Here is a 20,716-nt window from a genome sequence, read left to right as displayed (position 1 = left end):
GACGCATTATGCATTTAAAAATTAAAGAGATTACAGACGAGACGATCGATACGAAGACGATCCATTTTTGGCAACCGATTCACGATGCTTTGCATTATTTATCAGGTCAATTCCTAACCGTTATTCCGGAGATAGAGGGCAAAAAAGTGCGCCGAAGTTATAGCTTATCGTCTTCATCAAAAACGGATATGTCCCCGGCGATCACCGTAAAACGTATCGAGGGCGGATTAGTATCTAACTTTCTATGCGATACGTTAAAAGAAGGCGATAGCCTGGAGGTATTGGAACCGATGGGGAATTTTTCCGTGGAACCAGATCCCTCTGCTTCTAAAAACTACGTCTTCGTAGGAGCTGGATCAGGTATTACTCCCTTGCTTTCGATGATTAAAACCATTCTCCACAGGGAGCCTTTGTCGAAGGTTCATCTGATTTATGGTTCTCGCCACGAAGATCAAATCATCTTTAAAAAAGTCTTAGACACACTGGAAGGCTCCTATTCGTCCCGCCTGAAAGTATTGCACGTCATTTCTCAGCCCGCGGCGAATTGGCCAGGCTTGAAAGGTCGTATTAACCAAGCTTCCATCGTCTATTATTTAAAACAAGAGTTAGCATTAGATATCGCAGCGGCACATTATTACCTATGCGGACCACAAGGAATGATGAGCGAAGTTCAATCCTCATTACACATGTTTGATGTGCCTGAGGGCCAAATTCACCAGGAATCTTTTGGGGTGGTGGCAAGTGAAGCGATGGAGCAAGCGGAAGAGGATGGCTCGTTACAAACGCAGGAAGTAACCCTGATCTACGAAGGAAAAGAACATAAAATAACGGTTCAGCCCAGCGAAACCATCTTAGAGGCGGCATTAGAAGCGGATATAGACATCCCATATTCCTGCCAAGCGGGCATGTGCACAGCTTGCATGGGTCTTTGCAAAAGTGGTAAAGTGGGAATGGATGAAGAAGACGGTTTAACCCCTGGCGAAATCGACAAGGGCTATATTTTAACCTGTGTGGCTCATCCATTGAGCGCGGGAGTGGTGATTGACTTAGATTAATATGAAAAAGAGAACATTTTTGCCGGCAGATTTTCAATTAAGTACCTGGGAATCGGTATTGCCCTATTTTGAGAAATTAAGCGCGACGCAGATTTCAAGCATTACTGATTTGAAAGCGTTCTGCACGAACCGCTCAGAATTAGAGTCCTATTTATCGGAAAATTTCGCGTGGCGCTATATCAAGATGTCTTGCGATAACCAAAACGAAGCTTTGCAAACAAGCTACGCACAATTCGTCAATGAAATCATGCCAAACGCCTCTGTTTTCGATGACGCTTGGAATAAAAAAGTGATCGAAAGTCCCTTCGTCAGCGAGCTGACTGAAACCGGTTTTCCGGTGATGCTGCGTGGCATGAAAAAAGCGATTGAGATCTTCCGCGAGGAGAATATCCCTTTATTTACGGAGTTACAGAATTTGGAAACCAATTACGGCGCCTTGACGGGTGCTTTAATGGTAACCATAAAAGGCGAAGAGAAAACCATGCAACAAGCGGGCGCGCTCCTAGAGTCTACGGATCGTGTCGAGCGCGAAGACGTGTACCAGACGATGGTACAGAAGCGCTTAACGATCAAAAACGAGTTGAATGATTTGTATACATCGTTAATCGAGAAGCGTCATCAAGTGGCTTTGAACTCCGGTTTTGAGAACTACCGCGATTACGCTTTCGCGAGCTTAGGTCGATTTGATTACGGTCCAGCAGAATGTTTTGAGTTTCATGAGGCGGTGGCTGAGACGGTCGTTCCCTTGCTAAATGACGCGGCTTCGAAACGCAAAAAGGAAATGAAGTTAGATGCGTTAAAACCATTTGATAAGTCGGTAGATCCTTTAGGTCGTGGACCTTTGAAACCATTTGAGACTGGGGAAGAATTGTTAGAAAAAACGATCGGGGTTTTTGACGAAATGGATCCGTTCTTAGGCAATTGCCTGAAGGAAATGGTGACGCTGGATCGTTTTGATTTAGATTCTCGTAAGGGAAAGAATCCGGGTGGATATAATTATCCCTTGGAGGAAACGGGTTATCCATTCATTTTCATGAATGCGGCAGGAACGGTGCGCGACGTGGTGACTTTATTACATGAAGGAGGACATGCGGTGCACAGTATTTTGACCAAAGACTTAGCGCTTAATTCCTTCCGTAATTTTCCATCCGAAGTGGCCGAACTTGCCTCTATGAGTATGGAATTGATGACGATGGATCTTTGGGATAAGTATTTTACAAATCCGGACGAGGCGAAACGCGCGAAAATCAAGCATCTTGAAGATATTTTAGAAACCTTGCCCTGGGTAGCTACCATTGATGCTTTCCAACACTGGGTATACGAAAATCCTACTCACACGGTGGCGCAACGCGAGGAAAAGTGGAACGAGATTGTTGCGAAATTCTCGGATTCGGTGACGGATTGGAACGGATTAGCGGAGGTGAAATCTAATATTTGGCAGAAACAATTGCACCTTTTTGAAGTGCCATTCTACTATATTGAATATGCGATTGCGCAGTTAGGTGCGCTAGCGGTTTGGCGTAATTATTGCCAAAATCCCAAAAAAGCACTCGAGCAATACCTTGCCGCGCTTTCACTTGGATATACGCAGCCGATGAAAACCATTTATGCCACAGCCGGAATCGAATTCAATTTCAGCAAATCTTATATTCAAGAATTAATGAACTTTTTAGCGGATCAAATTAAAAAAATCGAGGAAAATTAGGGGGACGAAGTCCTATTCCTTATTTTTGCGTAGAATTATTACACAGCCATATGAAATTATCTAATTTACTTTCTTTAGTAGCAGTTTTAGCGGTAGCCACCTCATGTGATTACCAAAAAAACAATACCATCAAACAAAAAGACCTACACAAAGGCGATGAGTACGTGTATGGCGTTCACCCAGATAGTGCGGCAGTACAATCGAAGTTAACTTACGATGCTAAGCCAGAGCTAGAAGTGAAAGCAAATGCCATCCGTGAGAAATTATTCAAAGGAAAAGCGATTAATCAAGGAAACTAATTCCTGTTAACATAGATTGTAAGAAGCCGGTTTATCCGGCTTTTTTTATGTCCGGGAAGGTGGTCGCGCGTGGACTAATGCAAGATCATCTCCCGCAAGAAAGTCAACTGATAGATTCCGGCCACATAAATCAAGGACCAAATTAGCGAGGAAATACCCATCAAGAATAGAATTCTTGGCGTCGGCACTTTAAAGGACAAGGACAATAAACTCCCACCGATCGGTGTAAAAATCAAGGGGGTTAACGCGGCAATTCCTTTCATTCCGAATCGCTGCCAGATATCAACGGCATATCGAATTCGTTTAGAGAAAATCTTCGGTTTTGTTGTGCGGTATTTAGCGATCAAGCCCAATATTGCTTTTCCCAAGGTAACAATAATCGTTACCGTAGCCATCGCTCCCAGCCACGTAAATAGCACCGTCTCGTACCAGGTCAAGCCTAGGCTAAATCCCGTAATGGGACCAGCTATAAACTTCAATCCCGTGGCGATCATTACACCAGAATAGGCTGCCCAAGACATTATTTCGCAGTTTGATAGATGGATTTACCTTCGTCTAAGAAGCTAACAAAGTGAGAAACATTCGCATCGAATGCGACAGGTTGTACCATCGGTTTATCGTCTTTACGCGGATCTAATAAAACGTAATGCGGTTGCGCGTTTGAGTTGAAGCGGGAGATTTGGAAGTCGAGGTTTTGGTCCCCTAAAGTCTTCTTCTCCTGGCCATCTACTTTCGAGGTATACCATTTCGAAGCAGGTAATTCCGTCTTGTCATCGCAATACAAGGCCACTACCACATAATCGTTTTTTAGTCGCTGTAACACGGCTGGATCCGACCAAACGTATTCCTCCATCTTACGGCAATTCACACATCCGTGGCCCGTGAAGTCGATAAACAAAGGTTTGTTTGCCTTCAAGGCGGCTGCTTTCGCCTGCTCGAAATCGAAATAACCAGATAAGCCCAAAGGCAATTCCAAGAAATCACTATACAAGGCGTCGTTTTTTTGTGCGGGAACTTCAGCTGTTTGAGATCCTTTGAAATCCTGTGAATTCATCGGTGGCAACCAGCCCGAAAGCCCTTTCAACGGCGCTCCGAACATCCCTGGAACCAGGTAAATAACAAAGGCTAACACAGCCGTCGCAAACAAAGTGCGCGGAACCGACAGATTCTTCGAAGGCCCATCATGTGGTAAGGAAATTTTTCCAAATAAATACAAGGTCAAAGCGGTAAAGATCGCAATCCAAATCGCTAAGAATATCTCTCTATCCAATAGATGCCAATGGTATACCTGATCTGCTACACTTAAGAATTTGAAGGCTAATGCGATTTCTAGGAAACCAAGCACCACTTTCACCTCGTTCATCCAATTGCCCGACTTAGGCAATTTCTGCATGAAGCCGGGGAAGATGGCGAAAAGCGTAAACGGAATGGCGAAAGCTAAAGAGAAGCCGAGCATTCCAATAATTGGCTTCAGAAAAGCTCCTTGCGACGCCGCAATAAGAATCGATCCAGCAAGCGGTCCAGTGCAAGAAAAGGAGACTAATACTAAAGTGAAGGCCATAAAGAAGACACCGATGAATCCTCCTTTGTCCGATTTCGCATCGACAGTATTCACTAAGTTCGAAGGTAATACAATTTCAAAAGCTCCTAAAAAGGAAATACCGAAAAGAATAAAAATAGTAAAGAATAGCATGTTCGGGATCCAATGCGTGCTAAGGAAATTTGCAAAACTAGCTCCCGCGAAAAAGGCTAATAGCGTACCAAAAAACACATAAATCAAAACGATAAATCCACCGTACAAGAAGGCTAAACTTTTCCCTCCCTTTTGTTTTGTAAAGAAACTCACCGTCATCGGGATCAATGGATAAACGCAAGGGGTCAATAAAGCCAGAAAACCGGCGCCTAAAGCGATCCAGAAGAACATAAATAAAGATTCGTCTTCTGGGGTTTCGGCGACTAGGGCAGGAGTGACTGGTGTTTGCGCGGAAGCTTCGATGACAGGGGCCACTGGCGCTTCGGCTTTGGCCGTATCTTTCACCGCAGCCGCATCTGCCTTCCCTTTTAAACTAAATATGCCTCTGATCGGGACACAAAGTCCAGATACGTTCGAGCAAGACTGAGAATCGTAAGAACCCTCGATTTTATAATCCGCAGCCGTAATTTTTATCTTTTGACGAAATTCTCCTTGACCCGTAAAATAGGTATAAGTGCCGTTCCAAATCTCCGTATCCAATTTAGAGTGGGGATTGATGGCTTTTAATCCACCGATGGTTTGAAAACTTGAACCGGGTTTAAATGTAACGGTAGTGACGGTAGGCCCTAAGTCTTTGTCAAAATCCGATGAATACAAATACCAGTCCTTTTCAATGGCTACTTTAAAAATGACGTCTGCCTGCTCCCCTACTTTAGGATTAGCTGGCTTGATCGACCAAGACCATTTAGCGGGAGTGATCTTTTCAGCCAAGGCCGGAATGGCCATAAACGCAAGCAAAAGAAAGGCAATATATTTTAATTTCATGTATGTCTCGAAATGCAAAATCAAAATTAAGAAAAAACAGGGGAAACATCGTGATATTTATCTTATTATCCCATGTTTTCATTTTTCAATTCGGAGAAAAAAACGTATTTTTGACCTTTCAAATTGTAATCCCGAACCCATTCGATTTTTATGGCATCTACTTTCCCTACACAACGAGATAAAGAGATTTTTGACCTGATTGACCAGGAGGCGCACCGCCAAGAATTTGGCATTGAATTAATCGCCTCGGAAAACTTCACATCCCCTCAGGTGATGGAAGCTCAGGGAAGTGTTTTAACCAATAAATACGCTGAAGGCCTTCCAGGAAAGCGTTATTACGGTGGTTGTGAGGTAGTGGATGTGGTAGAAACCTTAGCCATTGAGCGCGCGAAAGAATTATTCGGAGCGGTATGGGCGAACGTTCAACCTCACTCTGGGGCGCAAGCGAATGCAGCTGTATTCTTGTCGTTTTTAAATCCTGGTGATAAAATCCTAGGGTTTGATTTGTCACATGGCGGCCACTTATCACACGGTTCCCCCGTGAACTTCTCGGGTAAATATTTCCAAGCTTTCTTTTACGGTGTAGAAAAAGAGACGGGATTAATCGATTGGGATAAAGTAGAAGCGACAGCTCTAAAAGAAAAACCAAGATTACTTATTTGTGGCGCGTCCGCATATTCTCGTGATTGGGATTATGCGCGTCTTCGCTCGATCGCAGACAAAATAGGAGCGATCTTATTAGCTGATATTTCTCACCCATCTGCTTTAATCGCGAAGGGTTTATTGAACAATCCAGTTCAACATTGCCATATTATCACGACTACGACACACAAAACGCTTCGTGGGCCTCGTGGTGGTTTGATTTTGATGGGGAATGATTTTGAGAATCCTTTTGGTTATAAAACTTTAAAAGGGGAGTTGAAAATGATGTCTGCTTGTCTTGATGGTGCGGTGTTCCCAGGAACGCAGGGTGGTCCATTAGAGCACGTGATTGCGGCGAAAGCGATTGCTTTTGGCGAGGCATTAACGCCCACGTTTGAGACTTATGCGAAGCAAGTGCAGTCGAATGCGCAGGCGATGGCTAAAGCATTTTTAACAAAGGGCTACGACATTATCTCGGGAGGTACTGATAACCATTTAATGTTAATCGACTTACGTCCGAAAGGCTTGAGCGGTAAATTAGCGGAGAATACCTTGATTCAAGCAGATATTACAATCAATAAAAATATGGTTCCCTTCGATGATAAGTCCCCATTCGTTACCTCCGGTATGCGTGTGGGAACAGCAGCGATGACGACAAGGGGATTGAAAGAAGGCGATATGTCTCAAATTGTGGATATGGTCGATAAGGCTTTAATGAACCACGATAATGAGGCGGTATTGAAATCAATCAAAGGAGACGTGAATGAGTGGGTGAAGCAATTCCCTTTGTATTTATAAAATAACGTATGGCAACTGATCAAGATTTTGACAATTTCGACGATGATGACGCATCGGATGGAACAGAAATGTCCTTCCTAGGTCATCTAGAAGAATTAAGATGGCATATTCTACGATCTGTTGCCTCCTTTTTTATCTTTGCTGTAGCTGCCTGGTTTTTCCGTGAATTCATTTTTAGTTCGATCATTTTAGGACCGACGAAGACGGATTTTTATACGAACCAAATTCTGTGCAAAGCCGCTGAACTCTTCAATATGCCGAGTTTGTGCATGCAAAGAGCCGATTTTATTCTTCAAAGTAGAGAAGTTTCGGGTCAGTTCATGATGGCGCTCACGCAGTCCATCATTGTCGGTCTTTTATTTGCCTTCCCTTATATGTTCCACGAATTGTGGCGCTTCATCAAACCTGGCTTAAAGAGCAAGGAATTGCAGGCGGCTAGAGGTGCCGTTTTTTGGGTTTCGCTTTTGTTCTTTAGTGGAGTTGCCTTCGGTTATTATGTGGTATCCCCCATGGCCATTAACTTCCTAGCGAACTTTAAATTAGATCCGACCATACAGAATCAGTTTGACATCAACGATTATATTTCTTTGTTAGCGATGTTAACCTTGGCTTGTGGAATTACCTTCCAATTACCCATGGTGGCCTTTGTGCTATCTCAAGTAGGCATTTTAACCCCGTCCTTTATGCGGGAGTATCGCAGACATGCCCTTATTGTCATTTTTATCGTGGCGGCGATCATCACCCCTTCTCCGGATGTAATTTCACAACTCTTAGTGGCGTTTCCACTATTAGGTTTGTATGAAGTCAGCATCGGCGTTTCAGGCCGCGTCTTGAAGCGTAAAATGAAACAAGAAGAGATGGAATCGAATTCTTAATCGAATTCTCAACAACAAACGAATGAATTATTTATCGGCGGAGAATATTTCTCGCAACCTAGGTGAAAGATGGGTGTTTAAAAATCTATTTTTTGGCCTCCAAAAAGGCGAAAAAGTAGCCCTCATCGGAAAAAATGGTACGGGAAAAACCACTTTGATGGAATCCCTGATGGGGATGCAAACTCCAGACGAGGGAAAGATTTCCATCCGAAAAGGAATCCGCGTAGGTTACCTACCTCAAAACCCTATTTTTGCCGAAAATGAAGAAGTACTTAATTACCTTTTCTCCGACGATTTACCGAGTGCCGTAGCGATCAAATCATACGAAAAAGCCATGATGTCTGGAGATCCGAAAGAGCTTGAAGACTCATTTGCCTTAATGGAGACGCACAATGCTTGGGATTATGAGGCGCGTGCGAAACAGATCATCAGTCGTTTAGGTATTCCGGATGGCGACCAAAAAGTTTCCACCCTTTCAGGTGGCCAAAAGAAACGTCTATCGCTCGCTAAACTTTTAATCGAGAGTCCAGATATTATGATTCTGGATGAGCCGACTAACCATTTGGACATCGAAACCATCGAATGGCTGGAAGGAATCATGTCCGGGCCTAACGTAACCGTTTTAGTCGTATCCCACGACCGCTATTTCCTAGACAAGGTCTGCACTAAAATGATCGAATTAGCTGATGGCTCCATCTATACCTATGAGGGAAATTACGGCTACTTCTTAGAGAAAAAAGCGGAACGCGAAGCATCGGATGCCAGCAGCGTTTCGAAGGCAAAAAACCTATACCGGAAAGAACTCGAGTGGATGCGTAAGCAGCCGAAAGCGCGTGGAACAAAATCTCAATCACGTATCGATGCCTTCTACGAAACAGAAGAAAAAGCAAACAAGAAACTAGACGACAGCAAACTGGAATTAAATATCCAAATGTCCCGCCTAGGCAATAAAATCATCGAAATCAACCACCTGAAAAAGGCTTGGGGAGACAAGAAAATCATCAACGATTTCACCTACACCTTTAAGAAGAAAGACCGCATCGGTATCGTCGGAAAGAACGGCGCCGGAAAAACGACTTTCTTGCAACTATTAACCGGGCTGGAACAACCAGATTCTGGAACGATTGATCCAGGCGAAACCTTAGTAGTGGGTTATTATACCCAAATCGCCTTCGATTTCCGCCCGGAACAACGCGTCATCGACACCATCACCGAGATCGCCGAAGTCATTCCTTACGGCAAGAACGAATCGCTGAGTCCAAGCCAGTTTTTAAGCAAATTCCTCTTCCCTACTTCCCAGCAATATACTCCGGTAGAAAAGCTGTCAGGCGGCGAAAAGAAGCGCTTACAATTAATGCGCGTACTAGTAAAGAATCCTAACTTCTTGATTCTAGATGAGCCTACGAACGATTTAGATTTAGACACTTTACAACTTTTAGAAGATTTCTTGAGCGAGTTCCAAGGATGTCTATTATTAGTTTCCCATGATCGTTATTTTATGGATAATTTAGTGGATCAATTAATTCTTGTTGAAGGAGATGGCGAGGTCAACTTCTTTAACGGAAACTACACCGATTACCGAATCGCTTTAGAAAATAAGGACAATGAGCCGGCTGCTAAGCAAAGTCCGGTAAAGGCTCCTACGACATCCGCTCCTGTAGCGCCTAAAGGACCTAAACTTAGTTTCAAGGAACAAAAAGAATTCGAGGAACTTGAAAAAGAAATGGCGGCTTTAGAAATCGAAAAAGATTCCTTCGTCGAAAAACTCAATCAAGGCTCGGACGACTTTCAATTGTTAACTGACTGGGCGAAAGCCATTGAGGACATCAAGAACAAACTAGAGGAGAAAGAGCTGAGGTGGCTCGAGTTATCGGATAGATAAGCTAGCTGAATTTACAAAGACCGAAGAAAGTTATTCTTCGGTCTTTTTTTTATTCCAAAAATTCGAGGTTTCATTGAGTGTCATTTTTAAGAGAACTATAATTTCATTTACAATCACATAAACGTTAATTAAAAGGATGTATACTATTGTATTTCAATTAGTATTTTTTATAGATTTACGAAAGTAAAAAAATTGCCGCTAATACAAAACACCCTTACAATCGATAAATACAAAATTAATTCCCGTTAAAATAGTGCCCAAATTACGCGATTCCGCCTTTCATTAAATTATAAGCTTCAGCTGTTCTCCGCCTATATAATTTGTTTTACCAATGCGATATTTGTCCCGTTGTGTGGAATACACTTTCTTGTTGGTTATTTTTTTAAAAAATATAAAATATAATTTTAAGACAGAATAGCATGGACAAATTAATAATTTCTGCGTCCTTAACAATTAGAGAGCTAGGGGTAATTCGCTTGGCTAAAGAAGGACATTCCAATAAAGAAATTGCTCAAATACTGAAAATAGAAGAGACTACAGTTAAATGCCACCGAAGAAATACGATGAAAAAATTAGGTATCAAAGGAAAGCCAGCTTTTGTCAAGTTTCTACATTCAACACGACTTATATAAGGCTCCAACCCTTCGTAAAACAATTTCTACTACAAAAATACTACCAAAATACTACTTATGTGGTATTTTAATCTTAAATTCCAGGCACTAAGTTTACTTCGCACTTCAGCGTGTTGGTGAAACCCGAAAAACCAATCAAGAGTAGGGATTATTATTTATTGTTCATAGTTATGAAAAAGTTTTTAGTTGGCGCGGCTATGTTAGCTGCAATTGCATCTCCATTTAATTCTATTGCCCAGACAACTGTAGAAGGAGGGCCACTTCCCGATGTCGCTATTATTTGCAAACAATCCTATTATACAGTAGAGATTAATTTAGGAATTGTTGCATTTACCTATCAAGTGTCTGTTATTGAGTGCAATAACGGTTTTCGTCAAGCGGTAGATAATTTTTGGTCAAATTAAAAATGAATATTTTAATAAGTCATTTAATAGCTGGTTACATTAAAGGTGAACCAGCTATTAAAATCCCTCATCTAGAATTAACTAATGAAGACAAAGTTGTATTCATTAAAGGGAGTAATGGTTCAGGCAAAACTTCATTTTTAAAAGTATTTTATAATGGTATTCGTACGATCGAGGGCCAAGTGCTGATTGATCAAAATGAGCTGAACGAAAAAACGAGAACAAATTGGCTAAGTAAGATAGGCATTTGTCTTCATAACGGCCTTTCTTACAACCATCTAAGCGTTGAAGAAAACAAACGCCTTATCAGTTATTTATATCCACCGGCCCCCCATGATTATCGTAGTTTATTATTTAATTCCTTGAATTTAGCTGAGATTTCTACTAAAAAAGCGAATGAACTATCGGTAGGTCAAAGAAAGCGACTTGACCTATTTTTGGCTATGCAACATATGCCCCAACTTGTTCTTTTAGATGAACCCACTTCGAATTTAGATTCTGAGAATGCCGCATTAATTCATTCTATTATTCGAGATTATTCCCAGTATAATAACATGCAATTTATCATTGCTTCGAATAACGAGAATGAAATTGCCCTTTTCGACACAAAAGTCGTTCAAATTACGAACGGGGAAATACTAGTAAACTAGAAAATATTATCTAAACAGGAATAAATTTGACGGTCCTAACTTATATCAAATTCGAACTAATAAAGTCCACGTTCAAAAGAAACGCAATCATTGGCATGCTCCTGGTTCTATTGATTCATGCGACGGCCTTTTTACATTTTAAATCAAACTCTGTGCTACTTTTTGAATATGTAGACAAACCGAACTGCAGCTATACGACTTACTGTTTTTATAAATTAAGTGTCATACATAAAAATGTTGTCTTGCTTTTAATAGCTGTCTTTTATTTTGATCTGTTTTTATCTCAAAACGTTAATAGTAAAAACCTGAAACTTTTACCAATAAACAAGAGGAATGAGCTTATTGGAAACCTACTAGTTAACACGCTGCTATTATCATTATTCACGTTAGTCCTTAGCATATTGTTAAACAAAGAATTCGACTCTTATATTCCGATTCACTATTGGGAGAATAGCCCTATTACTAAAACAAACTATTTCTACCAAATGACAATAGAAGCACTAGTAGTTCTACCTCTTGTCGTTTTTGTTGCGAATTATTGTTACAAACTGAACAAGACCATTATCCTATTGATTGGATCAATTCTATTACTTCTTTTGAATTCCACAAACCATGCAATTGGCAGTGAAAATGTTCAATTATTAAAAACTGTTACCTACAAATAGATGCAAAATCTTTTAAAATATAATCTCTATCTCTATTTCAAAAGCAAAAAGCTTCTGTTAGCAACGGGTGGTATTCTATTTTCCTTCATTTTACTGCTCCTTAATTTTAATATCACTTCAGAAGGAAGCCTTATTAATCAATTGTATTTACAAGAAGTTTCTTTCAGCTTTAAAGTTTTAAATTTTTGTTTATTAATTATCTACCCTTTTGTATTTTTATCCTATTTACAAGTAGATCTGGAAAATGATTTCCGAAACAGAATTGAAATAATTCCTCCTAGCAAACTTTCTCAAATACACTCAAAAACTATACTATTCTTGCTGATTGAAAGTACTTTTTCAATCATGTATATTTTCTTCATGGAGTTGAAATTACCTAATTCGCCCATAGATTCAAGATCGTTTATTATTCAAAATCTGATTACCTACCTCCTTTTTTCTATTCCCTATATTTATATAATAACTTCCTTTTTTTACTACTTTAAAAACACAACCTACTTATACCTAATACACTTTTTCTTTTCCATTTTAAGCTATTTTGATTCTTTCTTTTGGCTTCCTACTAGTTGGGGCAAATTGATTTTATCATACAATATTTATACCAAGCAAAACATCATCCTTTCATTTTATGAAAACCACCCTATCAAATACTTTTATTTATATTTTATATTTTCTACCCTGTTGGTTCTGTTTTTAAATAGAAAATTCCAAAATGAAAACAAGTAAAATACTTCAGTCAACTATTCAATTAGGACTTATTTTGGGTCTGATTGGAATCATCCTAATTTTAGCAGACACTTTCAGTGATAGTACAGGTATCATCACTATTCTGAGAATTTGTTTTTTAATTGCTTTTATCGCTATCCCAATCTATTTATTAAAAAAGATCTTAGACTCTTATTCAAGCTATTACAAAAATCGCTTTATCTATTACTTACTTATTTTTCTAACTGCTCACTCACTGATATTTGCCTTCAATCTAGCTTTTTACAATTACTTCTTCCCGGAGTATAAAGTAATTTACGCTGAGAAAAAAACTCAAAACTCGAGGGATAGAATAGAAGAAGTAGAAGCAAAGAATAGCTTAACAATTGAGAATAAGGAATCCTCTTTACAGAAACGACAGGAGGAAATAACAAAAAAATTTGAAAGCGCAAAAATGACTAAAGATTACGCAAAAACGGTAGCAATCAATCTTTTCCTAGCCTTAGCATTAAGCGCCTTCTATAAAAATTCATCAAAAGAAGAGTAAGTAACATCTAGTGATGACTTTTTTACCGTGAATAAAAAAAGTGAAGACCTAAGCCCTCACTTTTTTAAATTCTGATTATTGCAATGGACTAATTCTGGAAGTTCAAATTCATCAAAGCGTATAACGCTCCTTCTTTCACTTTGTCATTCACAAACACCAAGTAGATATCGTGTACGCCTGACGCGTTGATTGGGAAGTTATAAGCCTTCGTTGCGTTTACTTCAACAGAACCCAACAATGGACCTGTTACGCTACCTGTTCTAAGTTCTAATTGACCTCCTACCGTTTGACCCGCCATATAGGTAGCCATTACCGAGAGGTTCTTAATACCTGTTAAGTCGATCGCATCGTAACGAGCATATCCACCAGAAGCAGTTGCTACTAAAATTTCGCCGATTCCATCTACTTTGAACTTCATCGTTTTAGCTGTTGCATCTGCGCTTACTGCAGGGAACTTCGCATCACGTAAAGTAACGACTTTAGAACCTGTTACCGGCGCAATTTTACCCGCTCCTTTGTCTGTGTACATCGCACGGAAGATAAACGTTCCTGGCTTTCCTTTGTCTTGTGGGACATATTGTCCAGCCACTGGCTTAGATGCTTTTTTCTTGTCTGCTAAACCTAAGATGTATTTCACCATCTCACGTGCATCCGCTACGGAAACTTGTGGGTGAGCTGCCATCGCATTCTCTCCCCAAACTCCACCACCACCAGAGATAATCTTCTTCGATAACTCATCGATGTTTTGTGAGCTCGCACGGTATTTCTTACTTACATCTGTATAAGAAGGTCCTACTGACTTCTTATCGATCGCGTGACATGTCTTGCAATCAGATAAATCGATCAAACGCTTGCCAGCAGAGAAGGAGGTATTCGCTTGGTGACCTTGTGCAATAACCGTCTTGTCAAATCCTTCTAAATAATCGATTTGCATGATCACATCGTCTTCCGCAATTTTCTTATTCGCTAAGCTTCCATCCTCTTTATCCTGAACTGAAACCTTATACGTTACCGGCTTGGCATTCCAATAGAATGATTTGTTACCTTCAATCGCTACGTCTACCGCTGGTACTTCATTACCCGCTGTGATTTTAATCACCTCAGAATTTGAATTGCCCGCTGCATCTTTCACCGTCAATCTCACATTGTATACACCTGCTTTCGCGAAAACGTGTAGTGGATTTGCTGCAGTGCTAGTACCACCATCGCCAAAATTCCAAGCATATTTGATCGCATCGCCATCAAAATCAACGGTACCTGCTGAAGAGAACTTCGCTTTTAAAGGTAAAGCACCTACCGCTTTATCCACAGCCACCTTCACTTTAGGCGTTCTGTTTCCTGCGTTGTATTCTATCTTGTATAGCGCTGCCTCTTCGCTAGCCGCAAACCAGTTAGGTCCATACTCTAAACCGTACATCGTACCGTTTTTGTCAAACTCTAAATCCATCGGATGAGAGAAAGTCGTGTTAGGCAAGAAGCGTTCCATTTGAACGAAATCACCTTTCGCATTCATCGAAACGGTGTAGATCATATCGCGTGACCAATCGTAGGCGAAGAATTTACCGTCATAATAAGCTGGGAATTTTGATTTAGACGTTGCTGGAAAATCGTCTCTATAATAGATCGGACCCGCCATCGCGTTACGAGATCCTTTGGAGATAACGGAACCAAACTCAGGTGAATCTACGTAGGGATAGTAGATGAAAGCCTTTTGAGGCGTAGGCAAATGAGCAAATCCCGTATTGTGCGGAGATAAATTAAGAGGAGCTTTCACGTCAAATTTCGCCCATGTACTATCCTTTGCAAAATCACGCTGGTTGTATGGGCGATTATCTGCGACAAACAAAGGCCAGCCAAAATATCCTGCCTGACGCGCCTGATTCACCTCGTCATGTCCACGAGAACCATATTTCTTAGAGTCTTCTCCTGCATCTGGACCTACTTCACCCCAATACAAGAACCCCGTACGCTTATCCACTGAAATACGGTAAGGGTTACGGTTACCCATGACATAAATTTCGGGTTTTGCATGGTAGATTCCTGCCGGGTATAAATTGCCTTCTGGAATGGTATAACCACCTTCTGGCGTAGGTTTGATGCGTAAAATCTTTCCTCTTAAATCATTCGTATTCGATGAAGTTGCACGAGCATCCCAACCAGCACGACCCGGACGATTATCCATCGGTCCATAGCCATTCGAGTCAAAAGGATTCGTATCATCACCTGTTGATAAGAATAAATTACCTGATTTATCCCAAGCGATCGAACCACCTGTATGGCAACATCCGTCACGCTTTACCGGAACTTTTAAAAGCAATTTCTCCGAACTCATAATCAAGGTGTCATTCACATCATCATACGTGAAACGAGATAAGTGTTGCGCCGTATCTGCTTTCCCTGTTTGAGGAGAATAGAAAAGGTACATCCAGTGGTTCTTGTTGTAATCTGGGTCGATATTAACTCCCATTAAACCGTATTCAAATTTAGAGAATACGTCCAAATCAGCTACGACTTTCGTCTTCCCTTTTTTCGGATCATACATCTTCAATTTTCCTTTGCGTTCTCCAAAAAAGATTTTTCCTCCATCCGTTACCGCTAATTCCGTCGGCTCATCTAAGTTGCGATCAAGGATCGTCTTAGTGAAGCGATTCTCCTCCGGAGGTAATTCAGAACGTAATTTTTTCGTGTAATCTTGTGGACGACCTGATGCTAACCATTGCAAAGCACCCCAAAGGTGTTGCACCACAATCGGCTCTTCGAATGACTCGTGTGTATGTCCCCAGTTGGTATAGAAAGAACGGCCACCATCGTATTCGTGGTACCAAGCCATTGGGTGAAAATCGCCCATTTTACCATCCTTGTATGATTTCTCATCTAACGTAATTAATACGTGAACGTCTTTATTGAAGTTCTTTGTATCGTAAAATTCATCCGTGCGATCGAATGTTTCAGGCATGTGTGCCGTCGAAATATGCGTACGATCTACCGCGGTGAAGGTTCCTTTTTGTACGTTAGGTCGACCTGGGTGAGAGGCGAATTGACCACCGGCTAATTTAGTATACCAAGCCCAATCGTATTCTGTATCTGTCGCTGCGTGAATACCAAAATAAGCCCCACCAGCTTGAATATAGCGCTCAAATGCGATTTGTTGTACCTCATTCAATACGTTCGATGTTGTATTTAAAAACACGACAACACGGTATTGTTTCAGATTTTTCTCGGTAAACATGGCTGCATTCTCAGTCGTATCAACAGAAAAGCCTTTTTCTTTGGCCATTTTAAATAGGGCAACTTGACCTGGTTTAATGGACGAATGGCGGAAGCCTTTGGTCAAAGAAAAAACTAAAATTTTCTTGCCGGCTAAAGGATTAGCTGTCTGCGCAAATGCAGCAAGCGTCGAAACCAATAAGGCAAAAATGAGGGTGATTCGGAGTATTCCGAACGAGGAATTTTTCATGTTTAAAATAAATAGGTTTAAGACAAAGTTAGGGCAAATCAGAAATTTTCGGCTACTTTTAAGAAAAAAATTATCAAAGTAAGCTATGAAAAAATATATCCTCGCCTTATCACTCCTTGTAAGTTCTTTTTTTGCCTTTTCACAGGCCTCTTGTTGTTTTGTTAAGAAAGACGGAATGCAGCTTTTGGCATCCAATAAAACATTCATAAAATCCCATGCACTTCCTAAACCTTATCACCATATTAGTAAAGCAGGTGGAGTAATGGTCGAGTTTAAAACGCCGGATGATCAGATGGCGAAAGGTTTTTATATTCCAGCTGACAAGCCCACTGAATATATCCTCCTTGTTTTCCAAGAATGGTGGGGACTAAATGATCACATCAAAAGAGAGGCCGAACATTTCTACAGCACGTTAGGTAACGTGAACGTTTTAGCCGTTGATATGTACGACGGGAAAGTGGCAACGACGCGGGAAGACGCTGCAAAATATATGGGGGGAGCGAATCCTGCTCGATTAGAGGCCATCATTAAAGGGGCCATTGCCTTTGCTGGACCGAAAGCGAAGATCGCTACGGTAGGTTGGTGTTTTGGCGGATCATTATCTTTAAAAGCATCCATTTTAGCTGGGAAGCAAGCAGCTGCCTGCGTGATGTATTATGGTATGCCGGTGAAAGAAGTGGAGCAATTAAAGTTATTGCAAACGGATGTTTTGGGTCTTTTTGCAGGTAAAGAGCAATTTATTACCCCGACGGTAGTGAAGGAATTTGAAGCCAATATGAAGACGGCAGGCAAAGGAATACAAACAAAAATCTTCGATGCTCAACACGCTTTTGCGAATCCATCTAACCCAGCTTATGACAAAGCCGCCACAGAAGAAGCCTGGGGATTAGCTATTAATTACTTCAAAGCTAGATTAAAATAATGCGAACCATCCTACTTCTTATCTGTGTTCTGTTTTTAGCTGGATCCTGCGCGAGCAATCGCAACCAGCCTAAACTTTATAAGAAAAAATGGAGCCTATTCAAGAAAAATGACTGCGACTGTCCTAACCTCCGATAAGGGGGTTTAGGGCAGATGCGGCTGGCGAACCTGGGGCTAATCCCTGCAACCAGCGCTGGCGATCGGCCTCCTGGTTTGGATTTAGTGGTTCGATAACTCGAGCCTCCGCATCCATATAGATAATCGTCATCACTTCCCGCATTTTTGTTGATTCATTCCCAGGGGCATTATGCAAAGTCCAGCCTAAATGAAACGTGGCATCACCCGCTTTCATTGATTTTTGAGCGACGATCTCGAAGCCTTGTTCAGCCACATAGTCCCCTATCAATGCTTCGGAGGCATCAGAAATCTCCAATTTAGGCAAATCCGCCTCGGATGATTTGGAGGCAAATGTAAGCATCCCCATTCCCTCTTCAATGTCCACCAGCGGCATCCACATCGTCACCGTTTTAAGCGTATCCAGCGGCCAATAATATTGATCCTGGTGCCAGGGGGTATGGCCGCCACCCGGCTCTTTAAATAGAGCTTGGTCATGGTATAAGCGGACATTTTTGACTCCTAGTAATTGCGCCGCGACAGAGGCAAAGCGATTAGCAAGCGTAAACTCTTTCACTGTTTCTGAGCTTTCCCATAAATTCATCATTTGCAAAAAGGCCTTACCATAGGTGTCACGCTCTTCCATCGGTTTTTGCTGTGCGCGAAAGTCATCTGCCCAGTCTAGAATGGCCTGGCGATAAGGTTGTAATTCCTGCGCAGAGATTAGCCCAGGAATATAGGCATGACCATTTTCTGCGAAATAGGCTTTATCGGCTGGTGAAACGGAGAAATTCTGTGAAAGCATCTTTTTTTATTGCAAAGATTTCTAAAATTATTTCGTCAGTCTACCTTTATTTTGGCCAAAAAAGATGCAATTTTACCCCTTATAGAATTCTTTTTCTTTAAAGTGCTAATATAAATGAAAGCGCAGCGCGAACATCTCCATTCCGGATTTCAAATAAAGCATGTGAAACAGGCGCGGTTTGACGCACCTTATCATTTCCATCCAGAGCTTGAATTGACCCTAATTATCGCGGGTGAAGGGAAGCGATTTATAGGGAATCAGATCAGTGATTTCAGACCAGGGGATCTTGTTTTACTGGGGGAAAATCTACCGCATTGCTGGCAAAACCACCGCAAAGACTGGCTTGCAGAAGACGTAAATAAAGAAGGAGCGCAGGCTTTTGTCATTCATTTTAGACGCGATTTTCTGGGAGAAGATTTCCTTTCGAACGAGGCTTGTGCTGGATTAAAAAATCTTTTTGAGAAAGCAAAAACAGGATTTTCCATCGTGGGTCCTACCCAAGACAAAATCGCACGCGAAATGTTAGCGCTAAATGAGATGGCGCCGTTTCCACGCTTGCTTGCCTTCTTGCAGATCCTACATACAATCGGTATTTCCACAGCAGATGTACAGGCCATCGATACAGCGGAAGGAAATTATTCCATCGCCGAAGGGGATTTAGAACGAATTAATCGTGTGTATGCCTATGTTATCGCTAACTACACACAAGAGGTTCACTTAGATGAGGTGGCTCATTTAGCGAATATGACGGAGACGGCTTTCTGCCGTTATTTCAAGAAAGTAACGAATAAAACTTTTGTGGAATTAGTCACTGAATTCCGAGTGAAACACGCCTGCACCCTATTGCGGACGACGAATAAACCGATGATAGAGGTATGCTTTGAGAGCGGTTTTGGCAATATATCCCACTTCAATAAGCAGTTCAAAGCCTGGATGAAAACTCCTCCCTTACAATACCGTAAGCTGGTGAATGAATGGCACTAAGCCTTTTTCTTTTCTGGAAATAACACGCTTAAAAGAATACTGATCGTCAAGATTCCGATGATGACGCCTAAAGAAGAAAGCGTCCCAAAACCCCATTCCTCTAACTTCGAATGTGCCAGCATTTTCATTCCCACGAAACTCAATAACACGCCCAAGCCCATGGGTAAGAAGCGGAACAAGCCCATCAAACTAGATAGGAAAAAGAAGAGCGAACGGAGTCCCATCACGGCAAACACGTTCGAGAAGAAGACGATATAAGGATCCTTCGAGATCGAGAAAATCGCCGGAATAGAATCCACTGCGAATAGAATATCGGTAAAGGCGATCACCACGACGATGACAAAAATAGGGGTAATAAATAGCTTACCTGTGTTCTTCATGCGAACAAAAAAGTGACCGATTACATTTCGTTTATAGACATTGAAATACTTCGAAAGCAATTTCACTATCGGGTGTTCGGCGGTATTGATTTCCTCCTCCTCGTATTTCGAAAATAAAATCTTCACTCCTGTATACACTAAGAATGCGCCAAAAACATAGATAATCCAATCGAATTTCTGCAACAAGGCTGCCCCTAAGAAGATGAAAATCAGGCGTAAAATGATAGCGCCTAATATCCCCCAAACAAGTATCTTCTTATAGTATCTTTTTTGAACCCCAAACGAGTTAAAAATCAAAATGAACACGAAAACATTATCAGCCGATAAGGAATACTCCACTAAATAGCCGGTGATAAACTCCAAGGAGAGGTTATTCTGAAAAATAGCTAAGGCCTCTTGGTAGGATCCGGTCCCTAAGTCAATATGGGAAGCATAGGCCTGCTGCACCGCCTTCAGGCTGGCCATATCGGAAATCCCGTGCACCATCGCGCCGTTATATCCCAAGAAAATATAGAAAGAAATCGCTAATAAAACCCACATTCCCGTCCAGAAACCCGCTTCTTTAAAAGTCACTTCTGCGGCCGTATCCTTCTTAAATACACCTAGGTCAATCAACATGACCGCCATCACACCTACCGAAAAAAGAAGAAAAAATAGAGTTTCGCTCATAAATAATTA

Annotated in this window: 17 protein-coding genes; 12 read left to right on the top strand and 5 right to left on the bottom strand. The window is 41.3% G+C overall.

The genetic code is table 11. The features are described 5' to 3' along the window. Nucleotides 1-8: 8 nt before the first annotated feature. The 3 genes from ACST13_RS05475 to ACST13_RS05465 are packed head-to-tail and all read left to right on the top strand — an operon-like array spanning nucleotide 9 to nucleotide 3,059. Nucleotides 9-1,055: a 2Fe-2S iron-sulfur cluster-binding protein gene (locus ACST13_RS05475; RefSeq protein ID WP_459522209.1), complete on the top strand. Its 1,047-nt coding sequence runs from the start codon at nucleotides 9-11 to the stop codon at nucleotides 1,053-1,055. A 1-nt stretch (nucleotide 1,056) separates the two neighbouring features. Beyond that, nucleotides 1,057-2,760, top strand: a complete 1,704-nt coding sequence (locus tag ACST13_RS05470; protein WP_459522208.1) for a M3 family oligoendopeptidase — start codon at nucleotides 1,057-1,059, stop codon at nucleotides 2,758-2,760. Between the two features lie 50 nt (nucleotides 2,761-2,810). Continuing rightward, nucleotides 2,811-3,059: a hypothetical protein gene (locus ACST13_RS05465; protein ID WP_459522207.1), complete on the top strand. Its 249-nt coding sequence runs from the start codon at nucleotides 2,811-2,813 to the stop codon at nucleotides 3,057-3,059. A gap of 74 nt (nucleotides 3,060-3,133) precedes the next feature. Here ACST13_RS05465 and ACST13_RS05460 read toward each other — a convergent pair whose 3' ends face one another. Together ACST13_RS05460 and ACST13_RS05455 are read right to left on the bottom strand one after the other, a co-directional pair. After that, nucleotides 3,134-3,580 (bottom strand): hypothetical protein, encoded by a 447-nt coding sequence (locus ACST13_RS05460; protein ID WP_459522206.1) that lies wholly within the window; start codon nucleotides 3,578-3,580, stop codon nucleotides 3,134-3,136. Further along, complete coding sequence (locus tag ACST13_RS05455; protein ID WP_459522205.1) at nucleotides 3,580-5,577, bottom strand: protein-disulfide reductase DsbD family protein; 1,998 nt, start codon at nucleotides 5,575-5,577, stop codon at nucleotides 3,580-3,582. Before ACST13_RS05455 ends, ACST13_RS05460 begins: the two co-directional genes overlap by 1 nt. Nucleotides 5,578-5,727: 150 nt before the next feature. Between ACST13_RS05455 and glyA the strand changes: the two genes are divergently transcribed. The 7 genes from glyA (at nucleotide 5,728) to ACST13_RS05420 (ending at nucleotide 13,377) form a co-directional block, all read left to right on the top strand. Further along, on the top strand, nucleotides 5,728-7,017 hold the full coding sequence (gene glyA, locus ACST13_RS05450; protein WP_459522204.1) for a serine hydroxymethyltransferase: 1,290 nt from the start codon (nucleotides 5,728-5,730) through the stop codon (nucleotides 7,015-7,017). An 8-nt stretch (nucleotides 7,018-7,025) separates the two neighbouring features. Then, entirely contained in the window at nucleotides 7,026-7,892 is an 867-nt protein-coding gene (gene tatC, locus ACST13_RS05445) for a twin-arginine translocase subunit TatC (protein WP_459522203.1), read from the top strand. Between the two features lie 22 nt (nucleotides 7,893-7,914). Next, a complete protein-coding gene (locus tag ACST13_RS05440; RefSeq protein ID WP_459522202.1) occupies nucleotides 7,915-9,774 on the top strand; it encodes an ABC-F family ATP-binding cassette domain-containing protein in 1,860 nt (619 codons plus the stop codon). Between the two features lie 419 nt (nucleotides 9,775-10,193). Further along, nucleotides 10,194-10,406, top strand: coding sequence for a helix-turn-helix domain-containing protein (locus tag ACST13_RS05435; protein WP_459522201.1), 213 nt, complete (start codon nucleotides 10,194-10,196; stop codon nucleotides 10,404-10,406). Nucleotides 10,407-10,576: 170 nt separating this feature from the next. After that, complete coding sequence (locus ACST13_RS05430; RefSeq protein ID WP_459522200.1) at nucleotides 10,577-10,810, top strand: hypothetical protein; 234 nt, start codon at nucleotides 10,577-10,579, stop codon at nucleotides 10,808-10,810. A 2-nt stretch (nucleotides 10,811-10,812) separates the two neighbouring features. Continuing rightward, entirely contained in the window at nucleotides 10,813-11,460 is a 648-nt protein-coding gene (locus ACST13_RS05425; protein WP_459522199.1) for an ATP-binding cassette domain-containing protein, read from the top strand. A 1,377-nt stretch (nucleotides 11,461-12,837) separates the two neighbouring features. Then, entirely contained in the window at nucleotides 12,838-13,377 is a 540-nt protein-coding gene (locus ACST13_RS05420; protein ID WP_130922731.1) for a DUF4199 family protein, read from the top strand. An 88-nt stretch (nucleotides 13,378-13,465) separates the two neighbouring features. Here ACST13_RS05420 and ACST13_RS05415 read toward each other — a convergent pair whose 3' ends face one another. Further along, nucleotides 13,466-16,834 carry a ThuA domain-containing protein gene (locus ACST13_RS05415; protein ID WP_459522198.1) on the bottom strand — a complete coding sequence of 1,123 codons (3,369 nt, stop codon included), beginning with the start codon at nucleotides 16,832-16,834 and terminating at the stop codon, nucleotides 13,466-13,468. 85 nt (nucleotides 16,835-16,919) lie between these two features. On the opposite strand from ACST13_RS05415, the gene ACST13_RS05410 reads away from it, so the two are divergent. Beyond that, nucleotides 16,920-17,756: a dienelactone hydrolase family protein gene (locus tag ACST13_RS05410; RefSeq protein ID WP_459522197.1), complete on the top strand. Its 837-nt coding sequence runs from the start codon at nucleotides 16,920-16,922 to the stop codon at nucleotides 17,754-17,756. A 123-nt stretch (nucleotides 17,757-17,879) separates the two neighbouring features. On the opposite strand, the gene ACST13_RS05405 is transcribed toward ACST13_RS05410, so the two are convergent. Continuing rightward, entirely contained in the window at nucleotides 17,880-18,674 is a 795-nt protein-coding gene (locus ACST13_RS05405; protein WP_459522196.1) for a phytanoyl-CoA dioxygenase family protein, read from the bottom strand. 114 nt (nucleotides 18,675-18,788) lie between these two features. Between ACST13_RS05405 and ACST13_RS05400 the strand changes: the two genes are divergently transcribed. Beyond that, entirely contained in the window at nucleotides 18,789-19,658 is an 870-nt protein-coding gene (locus ACST13_RS05400; protein ID WP_459522195.1) for an AraC family transcriptional regulator, read from the top strand. Here ACST13_RS05400 and ACST13_RS05395 read toward each other — a convergent pair. After that, a complete protein-coding gene (locus ACST13_RS05395) occupies nucleotides 19,655-20,707 on the bottom strand; it encodes a TerC/Alx family metal homeostasis membrane protein (RefSeq protein WP_459522194.1) in 1,053 nt (350 codons plus the stop codon). The genes ACST13_RS05400 and ACST13_RS05395 overlap by 4 nt on opposite strands. Between the last annotated feature and the right edge of the window lie 9 nt (nucleotides 20,708-20,716).

Source organism: Aquirufa sp. A-Brett2-W8 (genome assembly GCF_054558755.1).
Note: the sequence above shows the minus strand (reverse complement) of the source record. Positions and strands in the feature narration are given on the sequence as shown.